Origin of the sequence: Ensifer sp. ZNC0028 (genome assembly GCF_000799055.1) — a bacterium.
Taxonomy (GTDB): Bacteria; Pseudomonadota; Alphaproteobacteria; order Rhizobiales; family Rhizobiaceae; genus Ensifer.
Map to the genome: position 1 here is coordinate 1 of NZ_JTLA01000032.1, position 24,080 is coordinate 24,080.

At 64.0% G+C, this 24,080-nt stretch carries 23 protein-coding genes and 1 pseudogene; 5 read left to right on the top strand and 19 right to left on the bottom strand.

The annotated features are described in order from the left end of the window. Nucleotides 1-387: pseudogene (locus L981_RS08475) on the bottom strand (primosomal protein N'); the annotation flags it as partial. 179 nt (nt 388-566) lie between these two features. On the opposite strand from L981_RS08475, the gene fsa reads away from it, so the two are divergent. After that, the gene (gene fsa, locus L981_RS08480) at nt 567-1,220 is read left to right on the top strand and encodes a fructose-6-phosphate aldolase (protein ID WP_043613920.1); all 654 of its coding nucleotides are present in this window, start codon (nt 567-569) and stop codon (nt 1,218-1,220) included. 52 nt (nt 1,221-1,272) lie between these two features. Here the strand turns inward: fsa and L981_RS08485 are convergent, their stop codons facing one another. Next, nucleotides 1,273-2,406: an AAA family ATPase gene (locus L981_RS08485; protein WP_043613923.1), complete on the bottom strand. Its 1,134-nt coding sequence runs from the start codon at nt 2,404-2,406 to the stop codon at nt 1,273-1,275. Between the two features lie 68 nt (nt 2,407-2,474). Next, the gene (locus L981_RS08490) at nt 2,475-3,398 is read right to left on the bottom strand and encodes a GNAT family N-acetyltransferase (RefSeq protein ID WP_043613926.1); all 924 of its coding nucleotides are present in this window, start codon (nt 3,396-3,398) and stop codon (nt 2,475-2,477) included. Nucleotides 3,399-3,533: 135 nt separating this feature from the next. On the opposite strand from L981_RS08490, the gene L981_RS08495 reads away from it, so the two are divergent. Then, complete coding sequence (locus L981_RS08495; RefSeq protein ID WP_043613929.1) at nt 3,534-4,469, top strand: tyrosine recombinase XerC; 936 nt, start codon at nt 3,534-3,536, stop codon at nt 4,467-4,469. A gap of 99 nt (nt 4,470-4,568) precedes the next feature. Beyond that, the gene (locus tag L981_RS08500) at nt 4,569-5,654 is read left to right on the top strand and encodes a TraB/GumN family protein (RefSeq protein WP_043613931.1); all 1,086 of its coding nucleotides are present in this window, start codon (nt 4,569-4,571) and stop codon (nt 5,652-5,654) included. 43 nt (nt 5,655-5,697) lie between these two features. Here L981_RS08500 and L981_RS08505 read toward each other — a convergent pair whose 3' ends face one another. After that, on the bottom strand, nt 5,698-6,936 hold the full coding sequence (locus L981_RS08505; protein ID WP_082005944.1) for an MFS transporter: 1,239 nt from the start codon (nt 6,934-6,936) through the stop codon (nt 5,698-5,700). A 121-nt stretch (nt 6,937-7,057) separates the two neighbouring features. Here L981_RS08505 and L981_RS08510 point away from each other — a divergent pair, with 121 nt between their 5' ends. Continuing rightward, a complete protein-coding gene (locus L981_RS08510) occupies nt 7,058-7,654 on the top strand; it encodes a TetR/AcrR family transcriptional regulator (protein WP_043613934.1) in 597 nt (198 codons plus the stop codon). On the opposite strand, the gene L981_RS08515 is transcribed toward L981_RS08510, so the two are convergent. Next, a complete protein-coding gene (locus tag L981_RS08515; RefSeq protein WP_043613936.1) occupies nt 7,651-8,121 on the bottom strand; it encodes a DUF2867 domain-containing protein in 471 nt (156 codons plus the stop codon). The two genes, L981_RS08510 and L981_RS08515, sit on opposite strands and share 4 nt — an antisense overlap. Nucleotides 8,122-8,324: 203 nt before the next feature. Here L981_RS08515 and L981_RS08520 point away from each other — a divergent pair, with 203 nt between their 5' ends. After that, nucleotides 8,325-8,819 carry an acyl-CoA thioesterase gene (locus L981_RS08520; protein ID WP_034802542.1) on the top strand — a complete coding sequence of 165 codons (495 nt, stop codon included), beginning with the start codon at nt 8,325-8,327 and terminating at the stop codon, nt 8,817-8,819. Between the two features lie 151 nt (nt 8,820-8,970). On the opposite strand, the gene lpdA is transcribed toward L981_RS08520, so the two are convergent. From lpdA to L981_RS08590, 14 genes are all read right to left on the bottom strand, one after another. Then, nucleotides 8,971-10,377 carry a dihydrolipoyl dehydrogenase gene (lpdA, locus tag L981_RS08525; protein WP_043613940.1) on the bottom strand — a complete coding sequence of 469 codons (1,407 nt, stop codon included), beginning with the start codon at nt 10,375-10,377 and terminating at the stop codon, nt 8,971-8,973. A 24-nt stretch (nt 10,378-10,401) separates the two neighbouring features. Further along, nucleotides 10,402-11,154, bottom strand: a complete 753-nt coding sequence (locus L981_RS08530; protein WP_043613989.1) for an SDR family oxidoreductase — start codon at nt 11,152-11,154, stop codon at nt 10,402-10,404. Further along, a complete protein-coding gene (locus L981_RS08535) occupies nt 11,151-11,651 on the bottom strand; it encodes a hypothetical protein (RefSeq protein ID WP_043613943.1) in 501 nt (166 codons plus the stop codon). The genes L981_RS08530 and L981_RS08535 overlap by 4 nt, the downstream gene beginning before the upstream one ends. 2 nt (nt 11,652-11,653) lie before the next feature. Further along, on the bottom strand, nt 11,654-12,295 hold the full coding sequence (locus L981_RS08540) for a LysE family translocator (RefSeq protein WP_043613946.1): 642 nt from the start codon (nt 12,293-12,295) through the stop codon (nt 11,654-11,656). Further along, nucleotides 12,292-12,717, bottom strand: coding sequence for a VOC family protein (locus tag L981_RS08545; protein WP_043613949.1), 426 nt, complete (start codon nt 12,715-12,717; stop codon nt 12,292-12,294). The genes L981_RS08540 and L981_RS08545 overlap by 4 nt, the downstream gene beginning before the upstream one ends. Before the next feature lie 31 nt (nt 12,718-12,748). Further along, entirely contained in the window at nt 12,749-13,162 is a 414-nt protein-coding gene (locus L981_RS08550; RefSeq protein ID WP_043613952.1) for an MAPEG family protein, read from the bottom strand. A gap of 151 nt (nt 13,163-13,313) precedes the next feature. Then, nucleotides 13,314-14,552 carry a 2-oxoglutarate dehydrogenase complex dihydrolipoyllysine-residue succinyltransferase gene (odhB, locus tag L981_RS08555; protein ID WP_043613954.1) on the bottom strand — a complete coding sequence of 413 codons (1,239 nt, stop codon included), beginning with the start codon at nt 14,550-14,552 and terminating at the stop codon, nt 13,314-13,316. Between the two features lie 56 nt (nt 14,553-14,608). After that, nucleotides 14,609-17,605 (bottom strand): 2-oxoglutarate dehydrogenase E1 component, encoded by a 2,997-nt coding sequence (locus tag L981_RS08560; RefSeq protein ID WP_043613956.1) that lies wholly within the window; start codon nt 17,603-17,605, stop codon nt 14,609-14,611. Nucleotides 17,606-17,837: 232 nt separating this feature from the next. After that, nucleotides 17,838-18,755, bottom strand: a complete 918-nt coding sequence (sucD, locus tag L981_RS08565; protein ID WP_043613959.1) for a succinate--CoA ligase subunit alpha — start codon at nt 18,753-18,755, stop codon at nt 17,838-17,840. Nucleotides 18,756-18,770: 15 nt separating this feature from the next. Then, nucleotides 18,771-19,964: an ADP-forming succinate--CoA ligase subunit beta gene (sucC, locus tag L981_RS08570; RefSeq protein WP_043613962.1), complete on the bottom strand. Its 1,194-nt coding sequence runs from the start codon at nt 19,962-19,964 to the stop codon at nt 18,771-18,773. A gap of 113 nt (nt 19,965-20,077) precedes the next feature. Continuing rightward, the gene (gene mdh / locus L981_RS08575; protein WP_034802565.1) at nt 20,078-21,043 is read right to left on the bottom strand and encodes a malate dehydrogenase; all 966 of its coding nucleotides are present in this window, start codon (nt 21,041-21,043) and stop codon (nt 20,078-20,080) included. Between the two features lie 184 nt (nt 21,044-21,227). Next, on the bottom strand, nt 21,228-22,382 hold the full coding sequence (zapE, locus tag L981_RS08580) for a cell division protein ZapE (protein WP_043613964.1): 1,155 nt from the start codon (nt 22,380-22,382) through the stop codon (nt 21,228-21,230). 59 nt (nt 22,383-22,441) lie between these two features. Further along, entirely contained in the window at nt 22,442-22,987 is a 546-nt protein-coding gene (locus L981_RS08585; RefSeq protein ID WP_043613967.1) for a protease inhibitor Inh/omp19 family protein, read from the bottom strand. A gap of 300 nt (nt 22,988-23,287) precedes the next feature. Next, entirely contained in the window at nt 23,288-24,067 is a 780-nt protein-coding gene (locus L981_RS08590; RefSeq protein WP_034802573.1) for a succinate dehydrogenase iron-sulfur subunit, read from the bottom strand. Nucleotides 24,068-24,080 lie beyond the last annotated feature (13 nt).

Sequence of the window (24,080 nt, forward strand, 5' to 3'; positions counted from 1 at the left end):
CTCCACCATCGGCTCGGGATCGAACGCGGCGGGTGCGCGAAGCGCCATGCGCGCGACCAGCCCCGGCGGCGTGACGGTGTAGGCGGCAACCCAATCGAGAAAGGTCCGCATGTCGCGCGTCAGCGGCGGGCAGTCGAAAGCCTTCTCGATCGTCTTGAGTTTCTTGGCGTCAACGCTCCCGTCATCGTCGCCATCCCAGACCACGCCGACGACGAGGCGGGGGCCGAGCGGCACCTGCACGATCGAGCCCGGCTCGACCGCCATGCCGTCGGGAACCGCATAGGAATAGGCTTTCGGCGCCGGCATGGGCACCAGGACCGGCACGACGCGACGGGCCGAAACGGGCCCGAGCAAATCGCCGAATAAATCGGTTGAATCGCGAGTCATTTTGCCGTGACCTTGCCACGTGTTTCGGTTAAAGAAAACTGCGCTGCGAACCGCAGCCTTGCAGGCCGCAGGGTTTGTCACGGTTCCACCAGAGTTTCAACGCGCGCGATCTCTGCCAACGGAATTCCTCCCCGGTAGATATGCGCCGAACGGCAATCGTGCCCCAAGGGAGTGACCCCATGAAATTTTTCGTTGATACCGCCGACGTCAAGGAAATCCGCGAGCTGAACGATCTCGGCCTTCTCGATGGCGTCACCACCAACCCGTCGCTGATCCTGAAGTCGGGCCGCGACATCACCGAAGTCACCAAGGAAATTTGCTCGATCGTCGACGGCCCGGTTTCGGCTGAAGTGACCGCGACCGAATATGCCGAGATGATGAAGGAAGCGGCCGTTCTCGCGAAGATCGCCGACAACATCTGCATCAAGCTGCCGCTGACGCTCGACGGCCTGAAGGCCTGCAAGGCGCTGACCTCGGACGGCCACGAGACCAACGTGACCCTGTGCTTCTCGGCCAACCAGGCACTGCTTGCCGCAAAGGCCGGCGCCACCTTCATCTCGCCCTTCGTCGGCCGCCTCGACGACATCGCGTTCGATGGCATGGACCTGATCCGCGAGATCCGCCACATCTACGACAACTACGGCTACGAGACCGAAATCCTCGCGGCCTCGATCCGCACGGTCAACCACGTCAAGGAAGCCGCCCTCATCGGCGCCGACGTCGTCACCGCGCCGCCGGCAACGCTGAAGGCGCTGGTCAAGCACCCGCTGACCGACAAGGGCCTCGAAACCTTCCTGGCCGACTGGGCCAAGACCGGCCAGAAGATCGCCTGATTGTTTCGGGAATGAACAAAAAACCCCGCAGCGATGCGGGGTTTTTTGTTGCCTACTCGTCGTCGTCCAACAGCCCTGTCAGCCGCATGCCGTCGATCCAGGTGGCGCTGTCTTTGCGGATCACCCGGCGCGGACGGATACCGGAGCGCTGGCGCACTTCTTCCGCCAGTCTTTCCGAATGGGTGACGATCCAGATCTGGCTCTCCCTGGAAGCGCTGACGATCATGTCGGCAAGCGCCGGCAGCATGTCCGGATGCAGGCTCGTCTCCGGCTCGTTGAGCGCGATGAAGCGCGGGCGACGATAGGAAAGCAGTGCGGCCGCCAGCGCCAGGAAACGCATCTGCCCGTCGGAGAGCTCGCGCGGCGAAAACGGCCGGCTCGGAAAATCCGGAAAGACCAGCGAAAACTCGGCGAACTGGCCCGGTTCGGGAACATCGAGGTAAGCGCCGCCGAACGCGTCGGCAACCGCCCGGTCGAGGTCGACCGTATCCTCGCGCGTGTGGCGCAGCGTTGCAAAGACGGCCGCCATATTGACGCCGGTCTCATCGAGCATCGGCGCGGTCACCGCAAGGCAGGGGAGCCGTAACGGCGAATCGCGGTCGGTGCGGAAGCCGTGAAAGAAGCGCCACTGCTCGACTGCACGGCGGAAGGTGCCGACCTCCGGATAATGGCCGGCGTCGCCGAGCAGAGAGATCGCCGTTTCGGACGTCAGCGCCTGCTCCGGATAATCCTCCATCCGCCCGCGGTCGCCGCGCACGAAGATGCCGGGGCCGGATCGCTTCATCATCGTCACCGGGCGGCGGCCGCTTTCGACCGTCAGCTCCTCTTCCTTGACCTGCGGCTCATAGGCGAAACCAGCCGCGGCTACGGGTGGACACAGTCCCGCCTCGATGCGGTAACGGAAGGTAATCGCGCGCTCCTCGTCCAGAAGCTCGGTTTCGAGCCTTATGCGCGCCGGCTTGTCGGCGCGGCGGCGGCCGCTCCAGAGCGCCGAGGACATGCCCCCCTCCTCGGCAATCTCGCGCGCCAAGGTGCCGCGCGTGGCGGCTTGCACGAGTTGAAGCGCCCGATAGAGATTGGACTTGCCGACGCCGTTTTCGCCGATGAACAGGTTGACCCCGGTCAGATCCATGCGGATCGACCTCAGTGAACGGTAGTTTTCTGCAAACATGGATTGAAGCTGCATGGCTCAGACCTAGCCGATCCGCCGCGCGGGGTGAAGCCCGACAGCGTTTGCGTGGGCCACGACGGTCGCTAGAGCGCGGTCGCCAATTGCAGCCTGGGCTCAAACGCCGCGTCGGCGTCGTTCGCCAGATCGAAGACCGTGTGCCTTTCCAGCGCCTTCGTCACCTCGCCCGCTTCGCCATCCAGCGCCTCCGGCGGGATGAGATTGCCGATGCGAAAGTCGAAGAGATCGCCCTTCTTGTTCAGCAGCTCGTGGAACACGGTCATGTCGCGCAGTTCGGTCGACCATTTGGCGAACCAGTAGAACAGGCCGGAATTGCGGGCGCTCATATGCACCGGCAGGATCGGCAGGCCGTATTTGCGCGCGAAGCCCACGGCCGACGTCTTCCATGGCCGCTCGTTGAGGCAGCCATCGGCCCAATAGGCGATGCGTCCGGAAGGAAAGAGCACGGTCGCCTTGCCCTCGCCGATCGCCCGGTTGGTCACCTGTAGCGTCTCGCGCGCCTTCAGCTTGCTCTTGTGTTCCTCACGCCATTCGACCGGTATGACCATTTCGACGAAACGCGGATTGACGCGGATCGCATCGCGATTGGCGAAGAACATCATGTCCGGCCGCCGGCTCTTCAAGAGATCGAAGACGGCGATCCCGTCGGCAATGCCGGTCGGGTGGTTGCTGACGAGCAGGAAGCCACCCTTGGCAGGAATGCGCTCGGCCCGGTCGACCCGCACCTCCAGCGAGAGCAGCGAACTCAGATGCTCGAAGGCCTGGAAACCCGGCATGTTGGCGACCGCATCGGCAAACTCGTGCGCCTTGCGGTAATTCAGCAGCGTATAGAGAAAAGGCCGCATGAGCGGCCAGAGCGGGCTCTTGACGATCCGCTGACCACGCTCCGCGATCAGGGTGTCGACGATGTGGCCAGGCTGCCCCTGGGAGACCAGGGCGATCACTTCAGCAAAATGCGCGATTCCGTTCACCGAATCCCGTCCCGCCATAGTCCGATCCGTTTGTTTGCGGCTGACCATCGCAATTCTATATGATCGAAGAATGACAAATTCCAAGGGTGCATTAGCAAAAACCTAAGACGCGCCAGGGCATTGTCGCGGGCGGACCATCAATGGAAAGCGACAATGAACGAGCTCCTCGTCATCGGCCATCCGGAGCTACTTGCCGAGCGTCAGCGCTGGCTCGACGGGCTCATGCGGGAGCGCCGCCTCTCCGACAACACCGTCGAGGCCTATGAGCGCGACACCCGGCAATTCCTGACATTCCTCACCGGCCATCTCGCCGGGCCGCCGCGGCTTTCCGACATCCGTACACTGAGGCCAGCCGACCTTCGCGGCTTCCTCGCCCAGCGTCGCAAGGGCGGCGCCGGCGCCCGCACGCTCGGCCGCGGGCTGGCCGGGCTTCGCTCTTTCCTGCGCTATCTCGAACGCAACGGCCTTGCCAATGCGGCCGGTGCGGCCGCGGTGCGCTCGCCCAAGCAACCTAAATCCCTGCCGAAGCCGCTCACCGATCGTGACGCGCTGACTGTCGTAACGTCGCAGGCGCAGCTTGCCGAGGAGCCCTGGATCGCCGCGCGCAATGCAGCGGTGCTGACCTTGCTCTATGGCTGCGGCCTGCGCATTTCCGAGGCGCTCGGCCTCACGCCGTCGGAATTTTCCGGCGCACCCACGTCGCTGCGCATCGTCGGCAAGGGCGACAAGACCCGGATCGTGCCGCTGATCGGAGCGGCGCGTGCGGCGGTCGCCACCTATTTGAAGCTCTGCCCGTACCAGATCGCCGCCGATGCGCCGCTGTTCCTGGGCGCGCGCGGCGCCAAGCTGCAGCCGGCGATCATCCAGCGTGAAATGCAGAAGCTGCGTGGCGCGCTCGGCCTGCCCGAGACCGCAACGCCGCATGCGTTGCGCCACTCCTTCGCCACGCATCTGCTGGCCGGCGGCGGCGATCTCAGGACCATTCAGGAACTGCTCGGCCATGCCAGCCTGTCGACCACCCAGGTCTATACCGGCGTCGATTCGGCGCGGCTTCTGGAGATCTACGACCGCGCCCACCCGCGCGCCTGATTTTTGGCGAAAGGGCGGATTAACCATGCCCGTTAAGGAAGCCGTGACCGGCCCGGGCCTAGGGTCGGTTATCGACCATGCGACTGTCAGGGAAGAACGATGACCGCCTTTGCGAGACCTCAGCAAAACCTGCCGCGGCACCCGCTTGCACGGCTCGCCGACGGCGCACTTTGGCTGGTCGCCCTGCTGCATGTCCTGCTCGCCGCCTGCCTCATCGTCGCTCTCGTCTTTGTCGCCGAGGCCGATGCTGCAGAGGTGGAATGCGGCGGCACGAACGTTCTGACCGCGCTTGCAAAATCCGATCCGACGAAACTGGCCGCGCTCGAAGCGGAAGCCGCCGCCATCCCGAACAGCAAGGGCATCTTCTGGAAGATCGAGAAGGACGGCGTCGCGCCGTCCTGGCTGCTCGGCACGATGCATGTCACCGATCCGCGCGTGCTGGCCCTGCCGACCGAGGCGCCCGCCGCCTTCGAGGCAGCCTCGACCGTCATCGTCGAATCGGACGAGATCATCGACGAGAAGAAGTCGGCCGCCGCGATCCTGATGCGCCCCGATCTCACCATGCTTCCGGACAACAAGACGATCGCAGACTTCCTGAAGCCCGGCGACCGCGAACAGCTCGAAACCGGCCTCAAGGCACGCGGCATTCCGTTGCCCCTGGTTTCACGCATGAAGCCCTGGATGATCGCGAGCTTCGTCGCGCTGCCCGCCTGCGAAATGAGCCGCAAGGCCGCGGGCGCCTCCTTCCTCGACAAGAAGATCGCCGAGGATGCCGTCAGTCAGGGCAAGACGCTGAAGGGCCTGGAAACGCTGGTCGAACAGCTCGCCGCCATGGACTCGCTGCCGACCGAACTGCACCTGCGCGCCCTCATCGAGACGCTCGCGCTCGGTAAGACCATCGACGACGTCTTCGCGACGATGACCGATCTCTATCTCTCCGGCGACACCGGCATGATCATGCCGATGATGAAAGCCGTGTCGGACAAGAGCGCCGAGGATTTCGGCTATGCCGACTTCGAGCAGCGCATCATCGTCGACCGCAACAAAACCATGGCGACGCGCGCCCAACCGATCCTGAAGGACGGCGGCGCCTTCATGGCCGTCGGCGCACTGCACCTGCCGGGCAAGGAAGGCCTGGTCGAACTGCTGCGCGGCCAGGGCTTTACGGTCACGCGCGCCAACTGACGGACAGGCCGGCAACGGACGCTGCCGGCACGATACTCTCGCCTCAGCCCTGCGCACCGGCGCGCGAAACGACTTCGGCTGCGCCCGCGGTGGCACCATCGCCCTCGATCCGGGACAGGCTGCGATACCCCCAGAACGCAGCGCCAAGGATCAGGACACCAGCGGCGAGCGCAATGGTGAAGCCGGCAGACACGCCGAAGCGCGCGACCACGCCCCCTGACACCGCGGCACCCGCCGCAACCCCGATCCCGAGGCCCGTGGTCAACCAGGTCAGCCCTTCCGTCAGCTTCGACGGCGGCACGGCGGTTTCGCCGATGCTCAAGGCGACGATCATCGTCGGCGCAAAAAACACGCCCGAAACGAACATCATCGTCGCAAGGCTGCCGATCCCGCCGGCAAAGAGCAGCGGCAATGTGGTAGCGGCCGTCATGCCCGCCCCGATCAGGAACATCTTCGCCAAAGGCAGGCCGATCCTGATCGCACCGAACGCCAGGCCGGCGATGCAGGAACCGAGCGCATAGAGGGAGAGCACGAGGCTCGCTGCCGCCGGTCGCCCTTCGGCCTCGGCAAAGGCGACGCTGACCACGTCGATCGTGCCGACGATCACGCCCATGCCGGCAAGCGCGACGATCAGGACGCGCAGCGCAGGGTAGCGAAGGACCGAACCGGGCGCCATCGTCTCCGCCGGCTTGACCGGTGGCTCGGTGCCCTTCTGCAGGACGAAGGCGGTGACCCCGATAGCGAGGCACGCAGCGGCGGCCAGCGGCCCGGCCTCGGGAAACAGACCGACGCTTAAGCCCACTGCGATGGGCGGGCCGACGATGAAGCAGATCTCGTCGAAAACCGATTCGAGCGAAAAGGCGGTCTTGAGCTCCGGGCGGCCGCGATAGAGCTCGGTCCACCGCGCCCGGGTCATTGCCGACATGCTCGGCGTGCACCCGGCAAGAACTGCAAAGACGAAGAGCGTCCAGTCCGGCGCCCGCCAATGGGTCGAGGCGAGGAGGGCCGACGTGCCGAGCAGGCTGAGCGCGGCGGCAACCGGCAGCACGCGGCTCTGGCCGAAGCGATCGACGAGTCGGGAAACCTGTGGCGCCAGCAGTGCCGAGGCCAGCGTGAAGGCGGCGGCCACACCGCCGGCCAAGCCATAGCTGCCGCGGGACTGGGCGAGCATGGTGATGATGCCGATGCCCATCATCGACAGCGGCAGGCGTGACACCAATCCCGCCAGGGTGAAGCCCACCGTGCCTTTGGCGGCAAAGATCTGTGCGTAGGGATTGGCCATGGAAGCTCCTGCAATGGGTGTTTTAGCGCCGTCGCATTAACATACGCAGCGTATGCAAGTGATATTGACATACGCCACGCATGTCAATTAACATACGCACCGTATGCAAATGGAGTTGCCGATGACAAGGCGCGCGCGCAGCGACATGATCGCGGAAACGAGAGCAAAGCTGATCGCCGCTGCCCGGGAAGCGTTCACCCGAAGCGGCTACGCGCAGACGTCGATGGACGATTTCACCGCCGCCGCCGGGCTCACGCGCGGCGCGCTCTATCATCACTTCGGCGACAAGAAGGGCCTGCTGCGTGCGGTCGTGGAGACCCTGGACGGCGAGATGGATACACGGCTCGACGCAGCCTCCGCGACCCCGGACCCGTGGGACGGCTTCGTGCGCCGCTGCAGGCTCTATCTGGAGATGGCGCTCGAACCGGAAATCCGGCAGATCGTCTTGAAGGATTCCCCGGCCGTACTCGGCGCGAGCGTGCTGGAACCGAGCCGGCGCCAATGCCTCGCCTCGCTTGCCGCCAGGCTTTCGGCGATGATGGCCGTCGGCGTCGTGCGGAAAGGAGACGCCGAGACATTGGCGCGGCTGATCAATGGCGCGCTCACCGACGCGGCGCTCTGGATTGCCGAGGCGGACGATCCGGCCCTGCGCCTCACCAGCGCACGCGACAATCTCGACCTGCTTTTGTCCGGGCTGAAAACCGAAGTCCGGGCTTAGGGACCTGCCACCCGCGAAAGAAGTGTCGGCACGATCGCCTTGTGAAACGGCGTAACGGCCATGAGGTAAACCCGTCCGAGCGTGTTGTGCCTGCGCACGAGCGTGGTGACGCCGACGATCTGGTTAACCGCGGATCCCGCCCTGACATCGACGACGATGCGGAAATCGAGATGCTTGTCGTCGAAGCCGAGCACCACTTCGTCATCGCTCTTCGATACGACAGGAAACGCCCCGATCAGCCCCAGGCGGCTGGAGGGCGCCGCCGACTTCAGGCCGACGACCGAGACGATGCGGTTGCGCAGGCCTAGCAGCACGCGGACCCACCGCGGCGACCGGCCAAGCGAACGTTCGGCGGCTTCGGCCGCGGTCACGCCCTTGCCGTCAAGCGCAAGCTCGAAGCGGTCGGCCCAATCAGCATCCGGTAGGTGCCGGCTCGGCAACGATATGGCCACGGCTCTCGGTTTCATCTTTCCTCTTTCCTCCTGACGCGCGCGTCGTCTGTCCTTTCGGACATGATTGCGCCCTCCCCCGTGCCTGGACAGAAGACCGCTTGTCGCAGCCCTCGGGCCAATCGTCACATCCCCTCGTCGAGAGCCCCCACTCCGCCCCTTCCCTTCGCTCCGACAAGCTGCATAACTCAGGCGGAACGCTGCAAATCTGGAGATGGACAATGGAAACCAGCTACGACACACGCGAACTCGAAATGGTCGTGCTGATGACGCCGGATATGGCGAACTTCAGCGGCAAGGTCCATGGCGGCGCGCTGCTCAATCTCCTCGATCGCGTCGCCTTCTCATGTGCCTCGCGCTATTCGCAGCAATATGCCGTGACACTCTCGGTCGACCAGGTCACCTTCCGCCAGCCGATCCATGTCGGCGAGCTCGTCACCTTCCGTGCAGCCGTCAACAATGCCGGCCGCACCTCGATGGAAATCGGCATCCGGGTCGAGGCCGAAAACATCCGCAGCGGCGAACGCCGCCACACCAATTCCTGCTATTTTACCATGGTCGCCGTCGATGCCGACGGCAGCCCGACACCGGTTCCGACCCTTGTCACCGACACGGCCGACCGCAAACGCCGGCAGCGCGCTGCCGAGGCACGGCGCAGCCTGAGGCGCGAGTTCGAGGAGCGTTTCCACGCCCTCAGGTCTGCTTCAGAAGAATGATACGGTCGCTTGGCGAACAGGAATGCCGATGGCGACAATGTCAGCGGGCGCTGACGCGACAGAGGTGAGCAATGGCCACAAGGGCCAGCCGGCACGCAGGAAACGCGGCCGGAAACAGGGGGCGGCGTGATCGCAGCCCCCTGCAGGATCCTTACATGTGGATCGGCTTGAAGAACGTCGAAAGTGCCGCTTCCTTGACCGCTTCCGACATGGTCGGGTGCGCGTGGCAGGTGCGGCCGAGGTCTTCTGACGAACCGCCGAATTCCATCAGGACGGCGATCTCGTGGATCATTTCGCCGGCGCCGAAGCCGACGATATGGCCGCCGAGCACCTTGTCGGTTTCCTTGTCGGCGAGGATCTTGACGAAACCGTCGGTAACCTGCATCGCCCGCGCGCGGCCATTGGCGGTGAACGGGAACTTGCCGACCTTGTAGGCAACGCCCGCAGCCTTCAGCTCTTCCTCGGTCTTGCCGACCGAGGCGACTTCCGGCTGGGTGTAGACGACCCCGGGGATCACGTCATAGTTCACGTGACCGGCCTGGCCAGCGAGGATCTCGGCAACGGCAACACCTTCGTCTTCCGCCTTGTGGGCGAGCATCGGGCCGCGAACGACGTCGCCGATCGCGAAGACGCCGGCGACGCTCGTCTGGAAGTGATTGTCGATCTCGACGCGGCCGCGCTGGTCCATGACGACGCCCGCTTCCGCAAGGCCAAGACCGTCGGTGTAGGGCTTGCGGCCGGTGGCGATCAGCACCACGTCGGCATCGAGCGTCACGGCGTCACCGCCCTTGACCGGCTCGAAGGTCACCTTGGCGCCCTTGCCGTCCTTGACGACGCCGGTCACCTTGGCGCCGAGCTTGAAGTCCATGCCCTGCTTGGCCAGCATGCGCTGGAACTGCTTGGAGACTTCGCCGTCCATGCCGCCGAGGATCGAATCGAGATACTCGACAACGGTGACCTTGGCGCCGAGACGGGCCCAGACCGAGCCGAGCTCGAGACCGATGACACCGCCGCCGACGACGATCATGTTGGCCGGAACCTTTTCGAGCGCGATGCCGCCGGTGGACGAGATGATGACCTTCTCGTCGATGTCGACCTTGACGCCCGGAATGCCGGCAACGTCGGAGCCGGTGGCGATGACGATGTTCTTGGTTTCGAGGATCTGTTCCTCGCCCTTGTCGTTGGTGACGGAGACCTTGCCCTGGCCGAGCACCTTGCCGGTGCCCTGGATGCCGTCGATCTTGTTCTTCTTGAACAGGAACGAGACGCCGTCGACATTGGCCTTAACGGTCGCGTCCTTGTGCGCCATCATCTTTTCGAGGTTGAGCTTCGGCGCTGCGACTTCGACACCAAGCGTATCGACGCCGTGAGCGACCTGATGGAACACCTCGGAAGCATGCAGCAGCGCCTTCGACGGGATGCAGCCGATGTTGAGGCAGGTGCCGCCGTAGGTGGCGCGCTTCTCGACGACGCCAACCTTCAGGCCGAGCTGGGCCGCCTTGATGGCGCAGACATAGCCGCCGGGGCCGCTGCCGATAACGATGAGATCATAAGCCATTAGAATATCCTTCCTTCAGGACGGTTACCGTCCGCCGCTGACATTGAGAATTGCCCCCGTCACATAAGTCGCCTTATCCGACAGGAGGTAGAGAACCGCGTCAGCGACTTCCTCGGCCGTGCCGGGTCGCTGAACGGGAATGGTGGAGGCGAGATCACGCGCCCGGTCCGGCAGGCCGCCGGAGGCATGGATCTCGGTATCGATGATGCCGGGGCGGATCGCGTTGACGCGGATGCCCTCGGTCGCGACCTCGCGCGCAAGGCCGACGGTGAACGTGTCAATCGCACCTTTCGAGGCGGCATAGTCGACATATTGTCCTGGCGAGCCGAGCGTGGCAGCGACCGAGGAGATGTTGACGATGACGCCGCCGTGGTGCCCGTAACGTGTCGACATGCGCCGGACGGCTTCCGCTGCACAGCGGATGGAACCGGTGACGTTGATGCGGAACATGCGTTCAAGCCGTTCGGGCGACATTTCGTCGACCCGTTCGGTCGGGCCGACAATGCCGGCATTGTTGACGAGACCGTCCAGCCGACCGAAGGCGGCATCGACAGCCGCAAAGATCGCCTGGATATCCGCCTCGGAGCCGACATCGCCCTGAACCGCGATCGCCGTGCCGCCGGCCCGCTCTATCGCGCCGACGACCGCATCGGCCGCATCGCGGTTCGACGCATAGTTGACGGCGACCCGCCAGCCGGCTTTTGCGGCGCCAAGGCAGATCGCCGCGCCGATGCCGCGGCTGCCGCCGGTCACGAGGAGAACAGGGCCAGCGCTCATGCGGCGCATCCCTTGAAGGTGAACGCATCCCAGCTGTCGGCTTCAGCCTTGCCCTTGCCCCAGGCGGTCGACGCGCGAAGCGACGGCCCGAAATCGGGAAGCAGCAGTTGCTCGGCCGCCGTCTCGGTCTCCTGCGGGATCTCGCTGATCGCGCCGGCCTTGTCGAGCGCGTAGACGACACCCTGCCACACCGTGCAGGCACGCAGCTCCTCGCCGGTCGCATCCCCCTCCGGGCAATTGTGCATGATCAGCCCGGTCGCCCGCTCCGGTTCGCCCGCCGGCATCACGACGCCGTCGAGCAGCAGGCCGGGCTTCAGCACCGCCACCTTGAAGTGGTTGCTGGTCGCCGCACTCGCCGATCCGACCGGCTCGAAGCGCAGTTCATAGCCCCCGTCGCGGTCGCCGTAGATCGCGTGCGACTGCTTGCAGTCGGCGGCGATCGCCGGCGCAGCAAAGACAAGGCCGAACAGGGCTGAAAGGAGACGACCGGAGCGCATGATCAGACAGCCTTCTCCGTCGCAAGCTTGAGGCCGAGCGCGATGAACACCACGCCGCTGGCGCGGTCGATCCACTTGCTGGCGCGAGTGAAGGCGGCGCGCATGCGCGGCGTCGTCATGAACATGCTGACGCCGACGAACCACGCGATCAGGCAGGTCGCCATGACAAGGCCGTAACCGAACTTGATCATCATCGGCGTATGGGCGTGAACGACCGTCGAGAAGATCGACAGGAAGAAGAACACCGGCTTGGGGTTGAGCGCGTTGGCGGCAAAGCCGAGGCCGAAGGCCTTGGCCGCCGACTGGCCCTTGGCCGACGCGCTGCCTTCCGTGTGGTCGACCCTGATCTCCGTCTGGCCGGCGCGCAGCGCCTTGATGCCGATATAGATCAGGTAAGCGACGCCGCACCACTTGACGATGTTGAACAGATAGATCGACTGCGAAATGATCAGCCCGAGGCCGAGGATCGTGTAGGTCACATGGAACATCAGCGACGTGCCGATGCCGAAGGACGTGATGATCGCCGGACGGCGGCCATGCACGATCGACTGGCGCATGACCATGGCGAGATCGGCGCCGGGGGAGACGATGGCGAAGGCGAAGATCGCCATCAGCGATGCGAGTTCGAAAAAATACTGGCTCATGGGTTTGCGACCGGTGCGTTGAAGGCCCAGACGTGGCCGAAGGGATCCTTTATGCGCGCGTAGCGTGCGTGCCAGAAGGTATCCTGCGGCTCCAGAACTGTCGATGCCCCGGCGGCCATCGCCCGGTCATAGGCAGCGTCGACGTCGGCCGGCTTCGCCAGGTTGATGCTGATCGCGACACCGGTGCCGCCGATCGTGTTGGGCGACAGCACGCTGCCGCCGAATTCGGGGAACTCGTCGTGCAGCATCACTTCGCCGCCGTGGATCGCCAGATTGGCGTGCATGACGCGCTTGCCGTCCTCGGCCATCGCGTGGAAGGTGTTCACCGCACCGAGCGCCTTCTCGTAAAAAGCGATGGCGGCAAGCCCGTCCTTGACGCAGATATGCGCCTGGATCGGCGGAACGTCGGGTCCGAATGCCATGCCAGTCTCCTCTTGCCTTGTCGCCGGGATGCTATGCCATGAGCCTGACGACCATCAGCACAAGCGCGATGATCGACACGAACCAGACGAGGGTACGCAGAACCGGAACGCCGGCCACGTAGAGGCCGGTGTAAACCACCCGCGCCAGAAGCCAGGTCGCCGCACCGATGGCGCCAAGACCACCGGTCTTGCCGGTCATCGCCAGCGCAAGGGCCAGAGCGACGAAGGCCGGATAGGTCTCCAGCATGTTGTGAAGCGAGCGCAGCAGACGACCGGACACCACGCTCTTGGGCGCCCGTTGCTCGTCGCGCGGGCCGAGCAGGTATTTGATCGTGAAATCGCCGGACAGATCGAGCGACAGCGCCTGCACCAGGATATGCGCGATCAGGAATACCACGCTCCAGCCAAGCACCCAGATTTCAGTCGACGCTGCAGCGGCTTCCATCATCCCTCGCAATCGCAGGAGCGGTTCGGATCGGCATCATCGGCCCCGAGGGCCACCCTCCCCGGCCAGGCCGCAGAGACAGTCTTCGCCGCGCGTGCTTGCACACGGCGATCGGCGGGGGCGCCAAAGAGCCCCCCGCCGCTTGCGGATATTAGAGATCGAGAACCAGACGTTCCGGATCTTCCAGGCTTTCCTTGACGCGGACGAGGAAGGTCACGGCTTCCTTGCCGTCGACGATGCGGTGATCGTAGGAGAGCGCGAGGTACATCATCGGACGGATGACGACCTGGCCGCCGATGGCGACCGGACGCTCCTGGATCTTGTGCATGCCGAGGATGCCCGACTGCGGTGCGTTGAGGATCGGCGAGGACATCAGCGAGCCGTAGACGCCACCGTTGGAGATGGTGAAGGTGCCGCCCTGCATGTCGGCCATCGACAGCGCGCCGTCACGGGCAGCCTTGCCGAGACGGCCGATGTCCTTTTCGACCTCGGCGATCGACATCTGGTCGGCATCGCGAACGATAGGAACGACAAGACCCTTGTCCGTGCCGACGGCGACGCCGATGTGGCAGTAGTTCTTGTAGATGATGTCGGTGCCGTCGATCTCGGCGTTGACGGCCGGGATTTCCTTCAGCGCGTGGGTGACGGCCTTGGTGAAGAAGCCCATGAAGCCGAGCTTCACGCCGTGCTTCTTTTCAAAGATGTCCTTGTACTTGTTGCGCAGCGACATGACGGCGCTCATGTCCACCTCGTTGTAGGTGGTGAGCATGGCAGCAGTGTTCTGCGCGTCCTTGAGGCGACGGGCGATCGTCTGGCGCAGGCGGGTCATCTTGACGCGCTCTTCGCGAACGACGTCTTCCGCCGTCGAAGGTGCACGGGCCTGGACCTTGGCCGGCTCGGACGCGGCCGGGGTCGAGATGCCCTTGGCAACGGCAGCAAGCACATCGCCCTTCAGCACCTGGCCACGCTTGCCGGAGCCGTCGACCTGGTCGGCCGAGAGATTGTTTTCGGCAAGCAGCTTGCCGGCCGACGGTGCCGGCGGCATCGACGAGGCGGCAGGTGCTGCAACAGCAGCCGGGGCAGCCGGAGCGGCAGCAGCCGGCTCGGCCTTCTTTTCAGCGGCAGCAGCCGGAGCCGCAGCGGCGCCGGCGGCACCTGCAGCGATCTGGCCGAGCAGCGCGCCGAGACCGACGGTCTCGCCGGCCTGCGCGACGATTTCAGAGAGCGTGCCTGCGGCCGGCGCCGGAACCTCGATCGTCACCTTGTCTGTTTCGAGTTCGAGCAGGGGTTCATCGGCCTTGATGGCGTCGCCGACCTTCTTGAACCAGGTGCCGACGGTCGCTTCGCTGACGGATTCGCCAAGGGTGGGAACGCGGATTTCTGTTGCCATGATTTTTGTTCCGTTGATCAGATATCTGTTTCTATTGGCTCAGAGCGAGGGGAGCATCAGCCCCCCAGCGCGTCCTCGAGGAAGGCGGCAAGCTGCGCCTGGTGCTTCGACATCAGGCCCGTCGCCGGCGATGCAGCGGCCGGACGGCCGGTGTAGCGCACGCGCTGATACTTGGCGTCGATATGGGCGAGAACCCATTCCAGGTACGGGTCGATGAACGACCAGCCGCCCATGTTCTTCGGCTCTTCCTGGCACCAGACCATCTCCGCGTTGCGGAAACGGCTGAGCTCGTTGATGAGCGCCTTGGCCGGGAACGGATAGAGCTGTTCGACGCGCAGCAGGTAGATGTCGTCGATGCCGCGCTTTTCGCGTTCTTCGAGCAGGTCGTAGTAGACCTTGCCCGAGCAGAGCACGACGCGACGGATCTTGGAGTCCTTCTGCAGCTTGATCGGGCCATCCTTGATCACCTCGGCGTCGTCCCACAGCAGGCGGTGGAACGAGCTCTCGCCGGCCATTTCCGACAGGCTTGAGACCGCACGCTTGTGACGCAGCAACGACTTCGGCGTCATCAGGATCAGCGGCTTGCGGAAGTCGCGCTTCACCTGGCGGCGCAGGATGTGGAAGTAGTTCGCCGGCGTCGTGACGTTGGCGACCTGCATGTTGTCTTCGGCGCAAAGTTGCAGGAAGCGCTCGAGGCGAGCCGACGAGTGCTCCGGACCCTGGCCCTCATAGCCGTGCGGCAGCAGGCAGACGAGACCCGACATGCGCAGCCACTTGCGTTCGCCCGACGAGATGAACTGGTCGAAGACGACCTGCGCACCGTTGGCGAAGTCGCCGAACTGGGCTTCCCAGAGGGTCAGCGCGTTCGGACGAGCGAGCGAGTAGCCGTATTCGAAGCCGAGAACCGCCTCTTCCGAAAGCATCGAGTTGATGACTTCGTAACGCGCCTGGGTCGGCGACAGGTTGGCGAGCGGGATGTAGCGCTCTTCGGACTGCTGATCGTAGAGAACCGAGTGGCGCTGCGAGAAGGTACCGCGTTCGCAGTCCTGGCCCGACAGGCGGATCTTGGTGCCCTCGACGCAGAGCGTGCCGAATGCGAGCGCTTCAGCCATGGCCCAGTCGACGCCTTCGCCGGTCTGGATCATGTTGGCGCGGTTTTCCATGAAGCGCTGGATCGTGCGGTGCGCGTTGAAGCCTGCCGGGATCTCGGAGATCTTGCGGCCGACCTCCTTCAGCTGCTTCATCGGTACCGAGGTCTTGCCGCGGCGCTGTTCGTCCTGGTTGTCGGCCGAGCGCAGACCAGACCAGGCACCATCGAGCCAGTCGGCCTTGTTCGGCTTGTAGGACTGGCCGGCCTCGAACTCCTGCTCGAGGTGGGCGCGCCAGTCGGCCTTCATCTTTTCGACTTCGCCTTCGGAGATCAGGCCTTCGGCGATCAGTCGGTCCGAATAGAGTTGGACGACCGTCTTGTGGCCGCGGATGACCTTGTACATCTTCGGCTGCGTGAACGCCGGCTCGTCGCCTTCGTTGTGGCCGAAGCGGCGGTAGCAGAACATGTCGATGACGACAGGCTTGTGGAACTTCATCCGGAATTCGGTGGCGATCTTGGCCGCGTAGACGACCGCTTCCGGATCGTCGCCGTTGACGTGGAAGATCGGCGCTTCGATCATCTTGGCGACGTCGGACGGATAGGGCGACGAGCGCGAGAAGGCCGGATTGGTGGTGAAGCCGATCTGGTTGTTGATGATGAAGTGAACCGTACCGGCAACGCGGTGGCCGCGCAGACCGGAAAGGCCGAGGATTTCGGCAATGACGCCCTGGCCGGCGAAGGCCGCGTCACCGTGCAGCAGCAGCGGCATGACCTTGGAGCGTTCGCGCAGCGGAATGATGTCGCCTTCGAACACGGTCGCCATCTGGTCCTGCTTGGCGCGGGCCTTGCCCATGACCACAGGGTTGACGATTTCCAGGTGCGACGGGTTCGCCGTCAGCGACAGGTGAACCTTGTTGCCGTCGAATTCGCGGTCCGAGGACGCACCGAGGTGGTACTTCACGTCGCCCGAACCTTCGACGTCGTCAGGTGCGTAGGAGCCGCCCTTGAACTCGTGGAAGATGGCGCGGTGGGGCTTTGCCATGACCTGGGAAAGCACGTTCAGACGGCCGCGGTGGGCCATGCCGAGAACGATTTCCTTGAGGCCTTCCTGGCCGCCACGCTTGATGATCTGCTCGAGCGCCGGGATGAGCGATTCGCCGCCGTCGAGACCAAAGCGCTTGGTGCCCTTGTACTTGACGTCGATGAACTGCTCGAAGCCTTCCGACTCGATCAGCTTCTGCAGGATTGCCTTCTTGCCTTCGGGGGTGAAGTCGACGCCCTTGTCCGGACCTTCGATGCGCTCCTGGATCCAGCCCTTCTCTTCCGGGTTGGACATGTGCATGAACTCGACGCCGATCGTCGAGCAGTAGGTGCGCTCGAGAATTTCGACCATCTCGCGAACGGTCGCGTATTCGAGGCCGAGCACGTTGTCGATGAAGATCTTGCGGTCGAGATCCTTGTCCTCGAAACCGTAGTTCGACGGCGACAGCTCGTTGTAGTCCTCAACCGCGGCAGCGAGGCCGAGCGGGTCAAGCTTGGCATGCAGGTGGCCGCGGGCGCGGTAGGCGCGGATCATCATGATGGCGCGGACGGAATCGCGCGTCGCCTGGTGGATGTCGGCGGCGCTGGCAACGGTACCGGTGGCGGCAGCCGTTTCCTCAACCTTCGCCTTGACCTTCTTCTCGATGACCTTTTCGACCGTGCCCCAGTCACCATCGAGCGCCGAGACCAGTTCGCCATTGGCCGGGATCGGCCAGTTGTTCTTTTTCCAGGAGGCGCCCTTGGCTGCCTTCACCACATCTTCCGGCCGGTCGGCGAGCGCCTTGAAGAAGGCCTGCCATTCGGCCGACACGGACGCCGGGTCCGCCTCGTAGCGTGCATGGAGCTGCTCGATATAGGCGGCGTTGGCGCCGTCCAGAAACGAAGTGAGCTGGAATTGCTCGTTGGCCTCTTGCCTTGTCATGGTCTCACGCGGACTGATCTGTCCGCCTCCTGACTGAAGTTGGGTTGCCGGGTATCCCGGTCGTTCATGTTCGTTCGGCGCGTCCGGGCGCCGGGCCTTTTTCCTACGATGCCGCGCATCCTCGAGGACGCGGCGGGTCACCGTGGCACTTCATTGCCGCGTATCCTGATCTTCAATCAGCCAAGGAAACACGCGGACTGCAGATTGACCGGGCCGGATCGCTCCGCCCCGGTCAGAGGTCTTGCGATCTGCCCTTGAGGACTTCGACGAGCGTCTTGCCGAGACGAGCCGGCGAAGGCGACACGCGGATGCCTGCCTGCTCCATCGCTGCAATCTTGGATTCCGCATCGCCCTTGCCGCCGGAAACGACAGCGCCGGCGTGACCCATGGTGCGGCCCTTCGGCGCGGTACGGCCCGCGATGAAGCCGGCCATCGGCTTCTTGCGGCCCTTCTTGGCTTCGTCGATGAGGAACTGTGCAGCATCCTCTTCGGCCGAGCCGCCGATTTCGCCGATCATGATGATCGAGGTCGTGGCTTCGTCGGCCAGGAACATCTCGAGCACGTCGATGAACTCGGTGCCCTTGACCGGGTCGCCGCCGATGCCGACAGCCGTCGTCTGGCCGAGGCCCTCGTTGGAGGTCTGGAACACGGCTTCATAGGTCAGTGTGCCGGAGCGCGAGACGATACCGACCGAACCCTTGCGGAAGATCGAGCCCGGCATGATGCCGATCTTGCATTCTTCCGGCGTCAGGATACCGGGGCAGTTCGGGCCGAGCAGGCGCGACTTGGAGCGGTCGAGGCGAGCCTTGACGCGCACCATGTCGGCGACCGGGATGCCTTCGGTGATGCAAGTGATGAACGGGATTTCCGCGTCGATCGCCTCGATGATCGCGTCCGCGGCGCCTGCCGGCGGAACGTAGATCACGGATGCGTCCGCACCGGTCTTCTCACGGCCTTCGGCAACCGAGGCGAAGATCGGCAGGGTTTCGCCCTTGGAACCGGTCCAGGTTTCGCCGCCCTTCTTCGGGTGGATACCGCCGACCATCTGCGTGCCGTAATAGGCAAGCGCCTGTTCGGTATGGAAGGTGCCGGTCTTGCCGGTCAGGCCCTGAACGAGGACCTTGGTGTTCTTGTTAACGAGAATCGACATGAGGTGGTCCTTCAGTTAGCCGTTGATCGCGGCGACGATCTTCTTGGCAGCATCGTCCAGATCGTCGGCGGCGGTGATCGCCAGGCCGGATTCGTTCAGGATCTTCTTGCCAAGCTCGACATTCGTGCCTTCGAGACGAACAACCAGCGGAACCTTGAGGCCGACTTCCTGCACGGCCGCAACGACGCCTTCAGCGATGACATCGCACTTCATGATGCCGCCGAAGATGTTGACGAGGATGCCCTCGACCTTCGGGTCGGCCGTGATGATCTTGAAGGCAGCCGCAACCTTCTCCTTGCCGGCGCCGCCGCCGACGTCGCAGAAGTTCGCCGGCTCCTTGCCGTAGAGCTTGATGATGTCCATCGTCGCCATGGCGAGGCCGGCGCCGTTGACCATGCAGCCGATGTTGCCGTCGAGCGCGACATAGGCGAGATCCCACTTCGAGGCCTCGATTTCCTTGGCGTCTTCTTCGGTTTCGTCGCGCAGCGCCTTGATGTCGTCGTGGCGGAACAGCGCGTTGCCGTCGAACGAAACCTTGGCGTCGAGAACGCGCATGCGGCCATTCTTCATGACGATCAGCGGGTTGATCTCGAGCAGGCTCATGTCCTTCTCGACAAAGGCCCTGTAAAGGATCGGGAAGAGCTTTTCGGCGTCAGCCTTGGCTTCGCCTTCGAGCTTCAGGGCCGCCGTGAGCTTGGAAAGATCAGCGGCAGTGACGCCGGCTTCCGGGTTGATCGCGACGTTGACGATCTTTTCCGGCGTGTCGTGCGCAACAGCCTCGATGTCCATGCCGCCTTCCGTCGAAACGACGAAGGCAACCTGGCCGACCGAGCGGTCGACGAGCAGCGACAGATAGAGTTCGCGTTCGATGTCGGCGCCGTCCTCGATGTAGAGGCGGTTCACCTGCTTGCCGGCCGGGCCGGTCTGGGCGGTGACGAGCGTGTTGCCGAGCATTTCCTTGGCATGAGCCTTGGCTTCGTCGATCGAGAAGGCAAGACGAACGCCGCCCTTGGCGTCGGCGGACAGTTCCTTGAACTTGCCCTTACCGCGGCCGCCGGCATGGATCTGGCTCTTGACCACGTAGAGCGGGCCCGGGAGCGACTTTGCAGCGGCTTCAGCTTCGTCAGCCGAGAAGATCGCGACACCTTCCGCGACCGGTGCGCCGTAGCTCTTCAGGAGAGCCTTGGCCTGGTATTCATGAATGTTCATGGTGTTTTTCCTGTCTGGAGCATTGTGCGGGCAGGTGGGGGCACCTACCCGCACCAATGCGGCAAAAACAAAGAGGCCGAGCGGCGACGGAGCGTCCGCTCAGCGGGACGCGATTACTGCTTCAGGCTCGGCGCAATGCCGATGCAGGCTTCGCAAAGACCGGCGACCGAAGCGACGGACTTGTCGAACGCTTCCTTCTCGGCCTTGTTGAGATCGATTTCGATGATGCGCTCGACGCCGCCGGCACCGATGACGGTCGGAACGCCGACATACATGTCCTTGACGCCGTACTGGCCGGTCAGGTGCGCAGCGCAAGGCAGAACGCGCTTCTTGTCCTTCAGGTAGGCCTCGGCCATTTCGATCGCCGAAGCGGCCGGTGCGTAGTAGGCCGAACCGGTCTTGAGCAGACCGACGATTTCGGCGCCGCCGTCACGGGTGCGCTGGATGATTTCTTCCAGGCGCTCCTTGGTGACCCAACCCATCTGCACGAGGTCGGTCAGCGGAATGCCGGCAACCGTCGAGTAACGGGCGAGCGGTACCATGGTGTCGCCGTGGCCGCCAAGAACGAAGGCGGTGACGTCCTGGACCGAAACGTTGAATTCCTGGGACAGGAACAGGCGGAAGCGCGAGCTGTCGAGAACGCCGGCCATGCCGACGACCTTGTTCTTCGGCAGGCCCGAGAACTTCTGCAGCGCCCACACCATGGCGTCGAGCGGGTTGGTGATGCAGATGACGAAGGCGTTCGGGGCATACTTCTTGATGCCGGCGCCGACCTGCTCCATGACCTTGAGGTTGATGCCGAGCAGGTCGTCGCGGCTCATGCCCGGCTTGCGGGCAACGCCGGCGGTGACGATGCAAACGTCGGCGCCTTCGATGGCGGAGTAGTCGCTGGCACCGGTCAGGTTCACGTCGAAGCCTTCGACCGGGGAGGACTGACCGATGTCGAGACCCTTGCCCTGCGGAATGCCGTCGGCGATGTCGAAGAGGACGATGTCGCCCAGTTCCTTCAGGCCGGCGAGATGTGCCAGCGTACCACCAATCATCCCTGAACCGATAAGTGCGATCTTGTTGCGCGCCATGAAAGTGCTTCCTTTGTGATCCCAAATCTGATCGAGGCCTGGAACGCGGCAAACGCCAAACCTTCGCCGCAAGCCATTAAACGGCAAACGTTAAAATATCAATCGATACTTTTTGGCGAAGTAATTTCAATCGGTTAGATCATAAAATTCTTACGTAAACGTAAGAGTTTTCGCCACGATCACGTCACGAAACAGCAATATTGGCGGGGTGCGCGGCGGCATATTCCTCGCTTTGCATCTCGATCAGCCGCGAAACCGTACGGTCGAATTCGAAGCCTTCCGTGCCCTTCTTCTGGGTCAGCAGATCCTGCGGTTGCGCCGCGGCCGAGGCAAAGAGCCGGGCACCGTTGTCGTAGAGCGTGTCGACCAAGAGGATGAACCGCTTGGTCTCGTTGCGCATGTGCGGACCGAGATGCGGCACATGGTCGACGAAGATCGTCGAATAGCGCTCGAGGATCGCCAGATAGTCCGCAGCCCCAAGCGGTTGCTGGCAGAGGTCGGCGAAATTGAAGCGCGCACTCTTTCCGGACGCGGCCGGCACGGGGATCTTGCGCCCCTTGCGCGGCACCTCCGCCGGAGCGGCCGGTGCATTGGCGGTCTCATGGGCCCAGGCCTTCGCCATCGCCGCATCGGCCTCGGGCCCGAGCGGCGAGAGCCACACCGGGCTGCCATCGGTCTTCGTCAGCCGGTAGTCGGTGTCCGTGTCCAGCGAGATGACCTCGGCATTCGCCTTCAGGAGATCGATGAAGGGCAGGAACAAGCCGCGGTTGAGGCCGTCGCGATAGAGATCGTCGGGCGCGACGTTCGAGGTCGCGACCAGCACGCAGCCCTTGGCGAAGAGTTCGCCGAACAGGCGGCCGAGGATCATCGCATCGGCGATATCGGTTACGGTGAACTCGTCGAAGCAGAGCAGCCGCGCTTCACCGAAGAGTTCCGAGGCGACCGGCGGGATCGGGTCGGCCTGCTTGGTCTCGCCGTTCTTCAGCTTTTGCCGGTGCTTGTAGATGCGCTCGTGCACATCGGCCATGAACTCGTGGAAATGCGCCCGGCGCTTGCGCTGGATCGGCACCGCGTCGAAGAACATGTCCATCAGCATGGTCTTGCCGCGCCCGACACCCCCGTGGATGTAGAGACCCTTGACCGGCGGATGGTCCTTCTTGCGCGAGGCAAACAGCCAGCCGAGCGCATTGGTCTTGCGCGACGGACGGCTGGCGAGCAGCTCGGCGGAGAGGTGATCGAACCGCCGGGCGATCGTAAACTGCGCGGGGTCACGCTTGCGCTCGCCGCTCGCGACGAGCGCTTCGAGCTTGCGGTAAATGCTGTCGTCAGGATTGAGCACGTCTCACCCGAGATGGGACGGAAAACAAAAGCCCGGCACGAGACCGGGCTGGAGAGGCCTCAGCGGCTGAGGCTGACCGGCTGGCCGCCATTGGTCGAGCCGTCGAAACGGGCGTCGGCCGTCTTGTAGAGGCGAGCGATGGCATTGCCGTTGCGATCCTTGAGGACCACCTGCTTGCCGGCCACTTCCCAGGAGCCCATGGTCGTCAGCTCGCCGGCGCAGCCGCGAGTGCCGCCGCGCGAACCGGAACCGAGATTGGTGAGCGTCAGGAACATGTCGCAGGAGCTGCCGGCGCTCGAAACACGCCAGTTGCCGACCATCGATTCCTTGGTGACGTCAAGTCCGCCGCCCGCCGCCGCAGCGACCTGCGTGCCGGGCTGCTGAACCGTACCGGGCATCGCCGTGCCGCTCGTCGGTGCAGCCGGGAATTGTGAGGTGTTTCCGGTCGGCGCCGGAAGCTGGTTCGACGAAACCGACGGAACCGGTGCTGCCTGGATGGGAGCGGGCGAGGCGTCCTGGGAGCTGAAACCGCCCATCGACGTCCGTTGGCATCCGGTCAGCGCAAGCACAACCGCCAGCCCCGCCGCCGCATGAATTACCCGCATATCCCTACTCCTGTTCGTGTCCGCGAACCATGATGCAACGCGATAATATAGGCCGAAATACAGCAAATCCACCTGACAAATCAAGGGACGACGATTCCTGGCGACCTGTTGCAGGATTGAAACGTCCGAACGGCCGGATCGCGCGGCCACGGCCTCGTCAGGTATCCTCACCTCCGACCGGCAACCCACCTCTCCCGCGCCGGCACAATCACGAATTGTCCGCCGCCCTGGAGAGGGGCAAAACAGAAAACGGCGAGCCATGGCCCGCCGTTTCCAAAACTTCATCTCCGGTCCGACCGATCAGACGCGACGCTCGACCAGCATCTTCTTGATCTCGCCGATCGCCTTGGCCGGGTTCAGGCCCTTCGGACAGGCCTGGGCGCAGTTCATGATCGTGTGGCAACGATAGAGGCGGAAGGGATCCTCGAGGTTGTCGAGGCGCTCACCGGTCGCTTCGTCGCGGCTATCGATCAGCCAGCGATAGGCCTGCAGCAGAACCGCCGGACCGAGGTAACGGTCGCCGTTCCACCAATAGCTCGGACAGGAAGTCGAGCAGCAGGCGCACAGAATGCACTCGTAGAGGCCGTCGAGCTTGAGGCGGTCCTCGTGGCTCTGCTTCCATTCCTTGGCCGGCGTCGGCGATACCGTCTTCAGCCAGGGCTCGATCGAGCGGTGCTGGGCGTAGAAGTTGGTGAGGTCGGGAACCAGGTCCTTCACAACCGGCATGTGCGGCAGCGGATAGACCTTCACTGCGCCCTTCACCTCGTCCATGCCCTTGGTGCAGGCGAGCGTGTTGGTGCCGTCGATGTTCATGGCGCAGGAGCCGCAGATGCCTTCGCGGCAGGAGCGGCGCAAGGTCAGCGTCGGGTCGATCTTGTTCTTGATGTAGAGCAGACCGTCGAGCACCATCGGGCCGCAATCGTCAACATCGATATAGAAGGTATCGATGCGCGGATTGGCGCCGTCATCCGGGTTCCAGCGATAGATGCGATATTCGCGAACGTTGGTCGCGCCGGCAGGCTTCGGCCAGACCTTGCCTTCCGTCATCTGCGAGTTCTTGGGGAGAGCGAGTTCAACCATGTGGCTTGTTCCT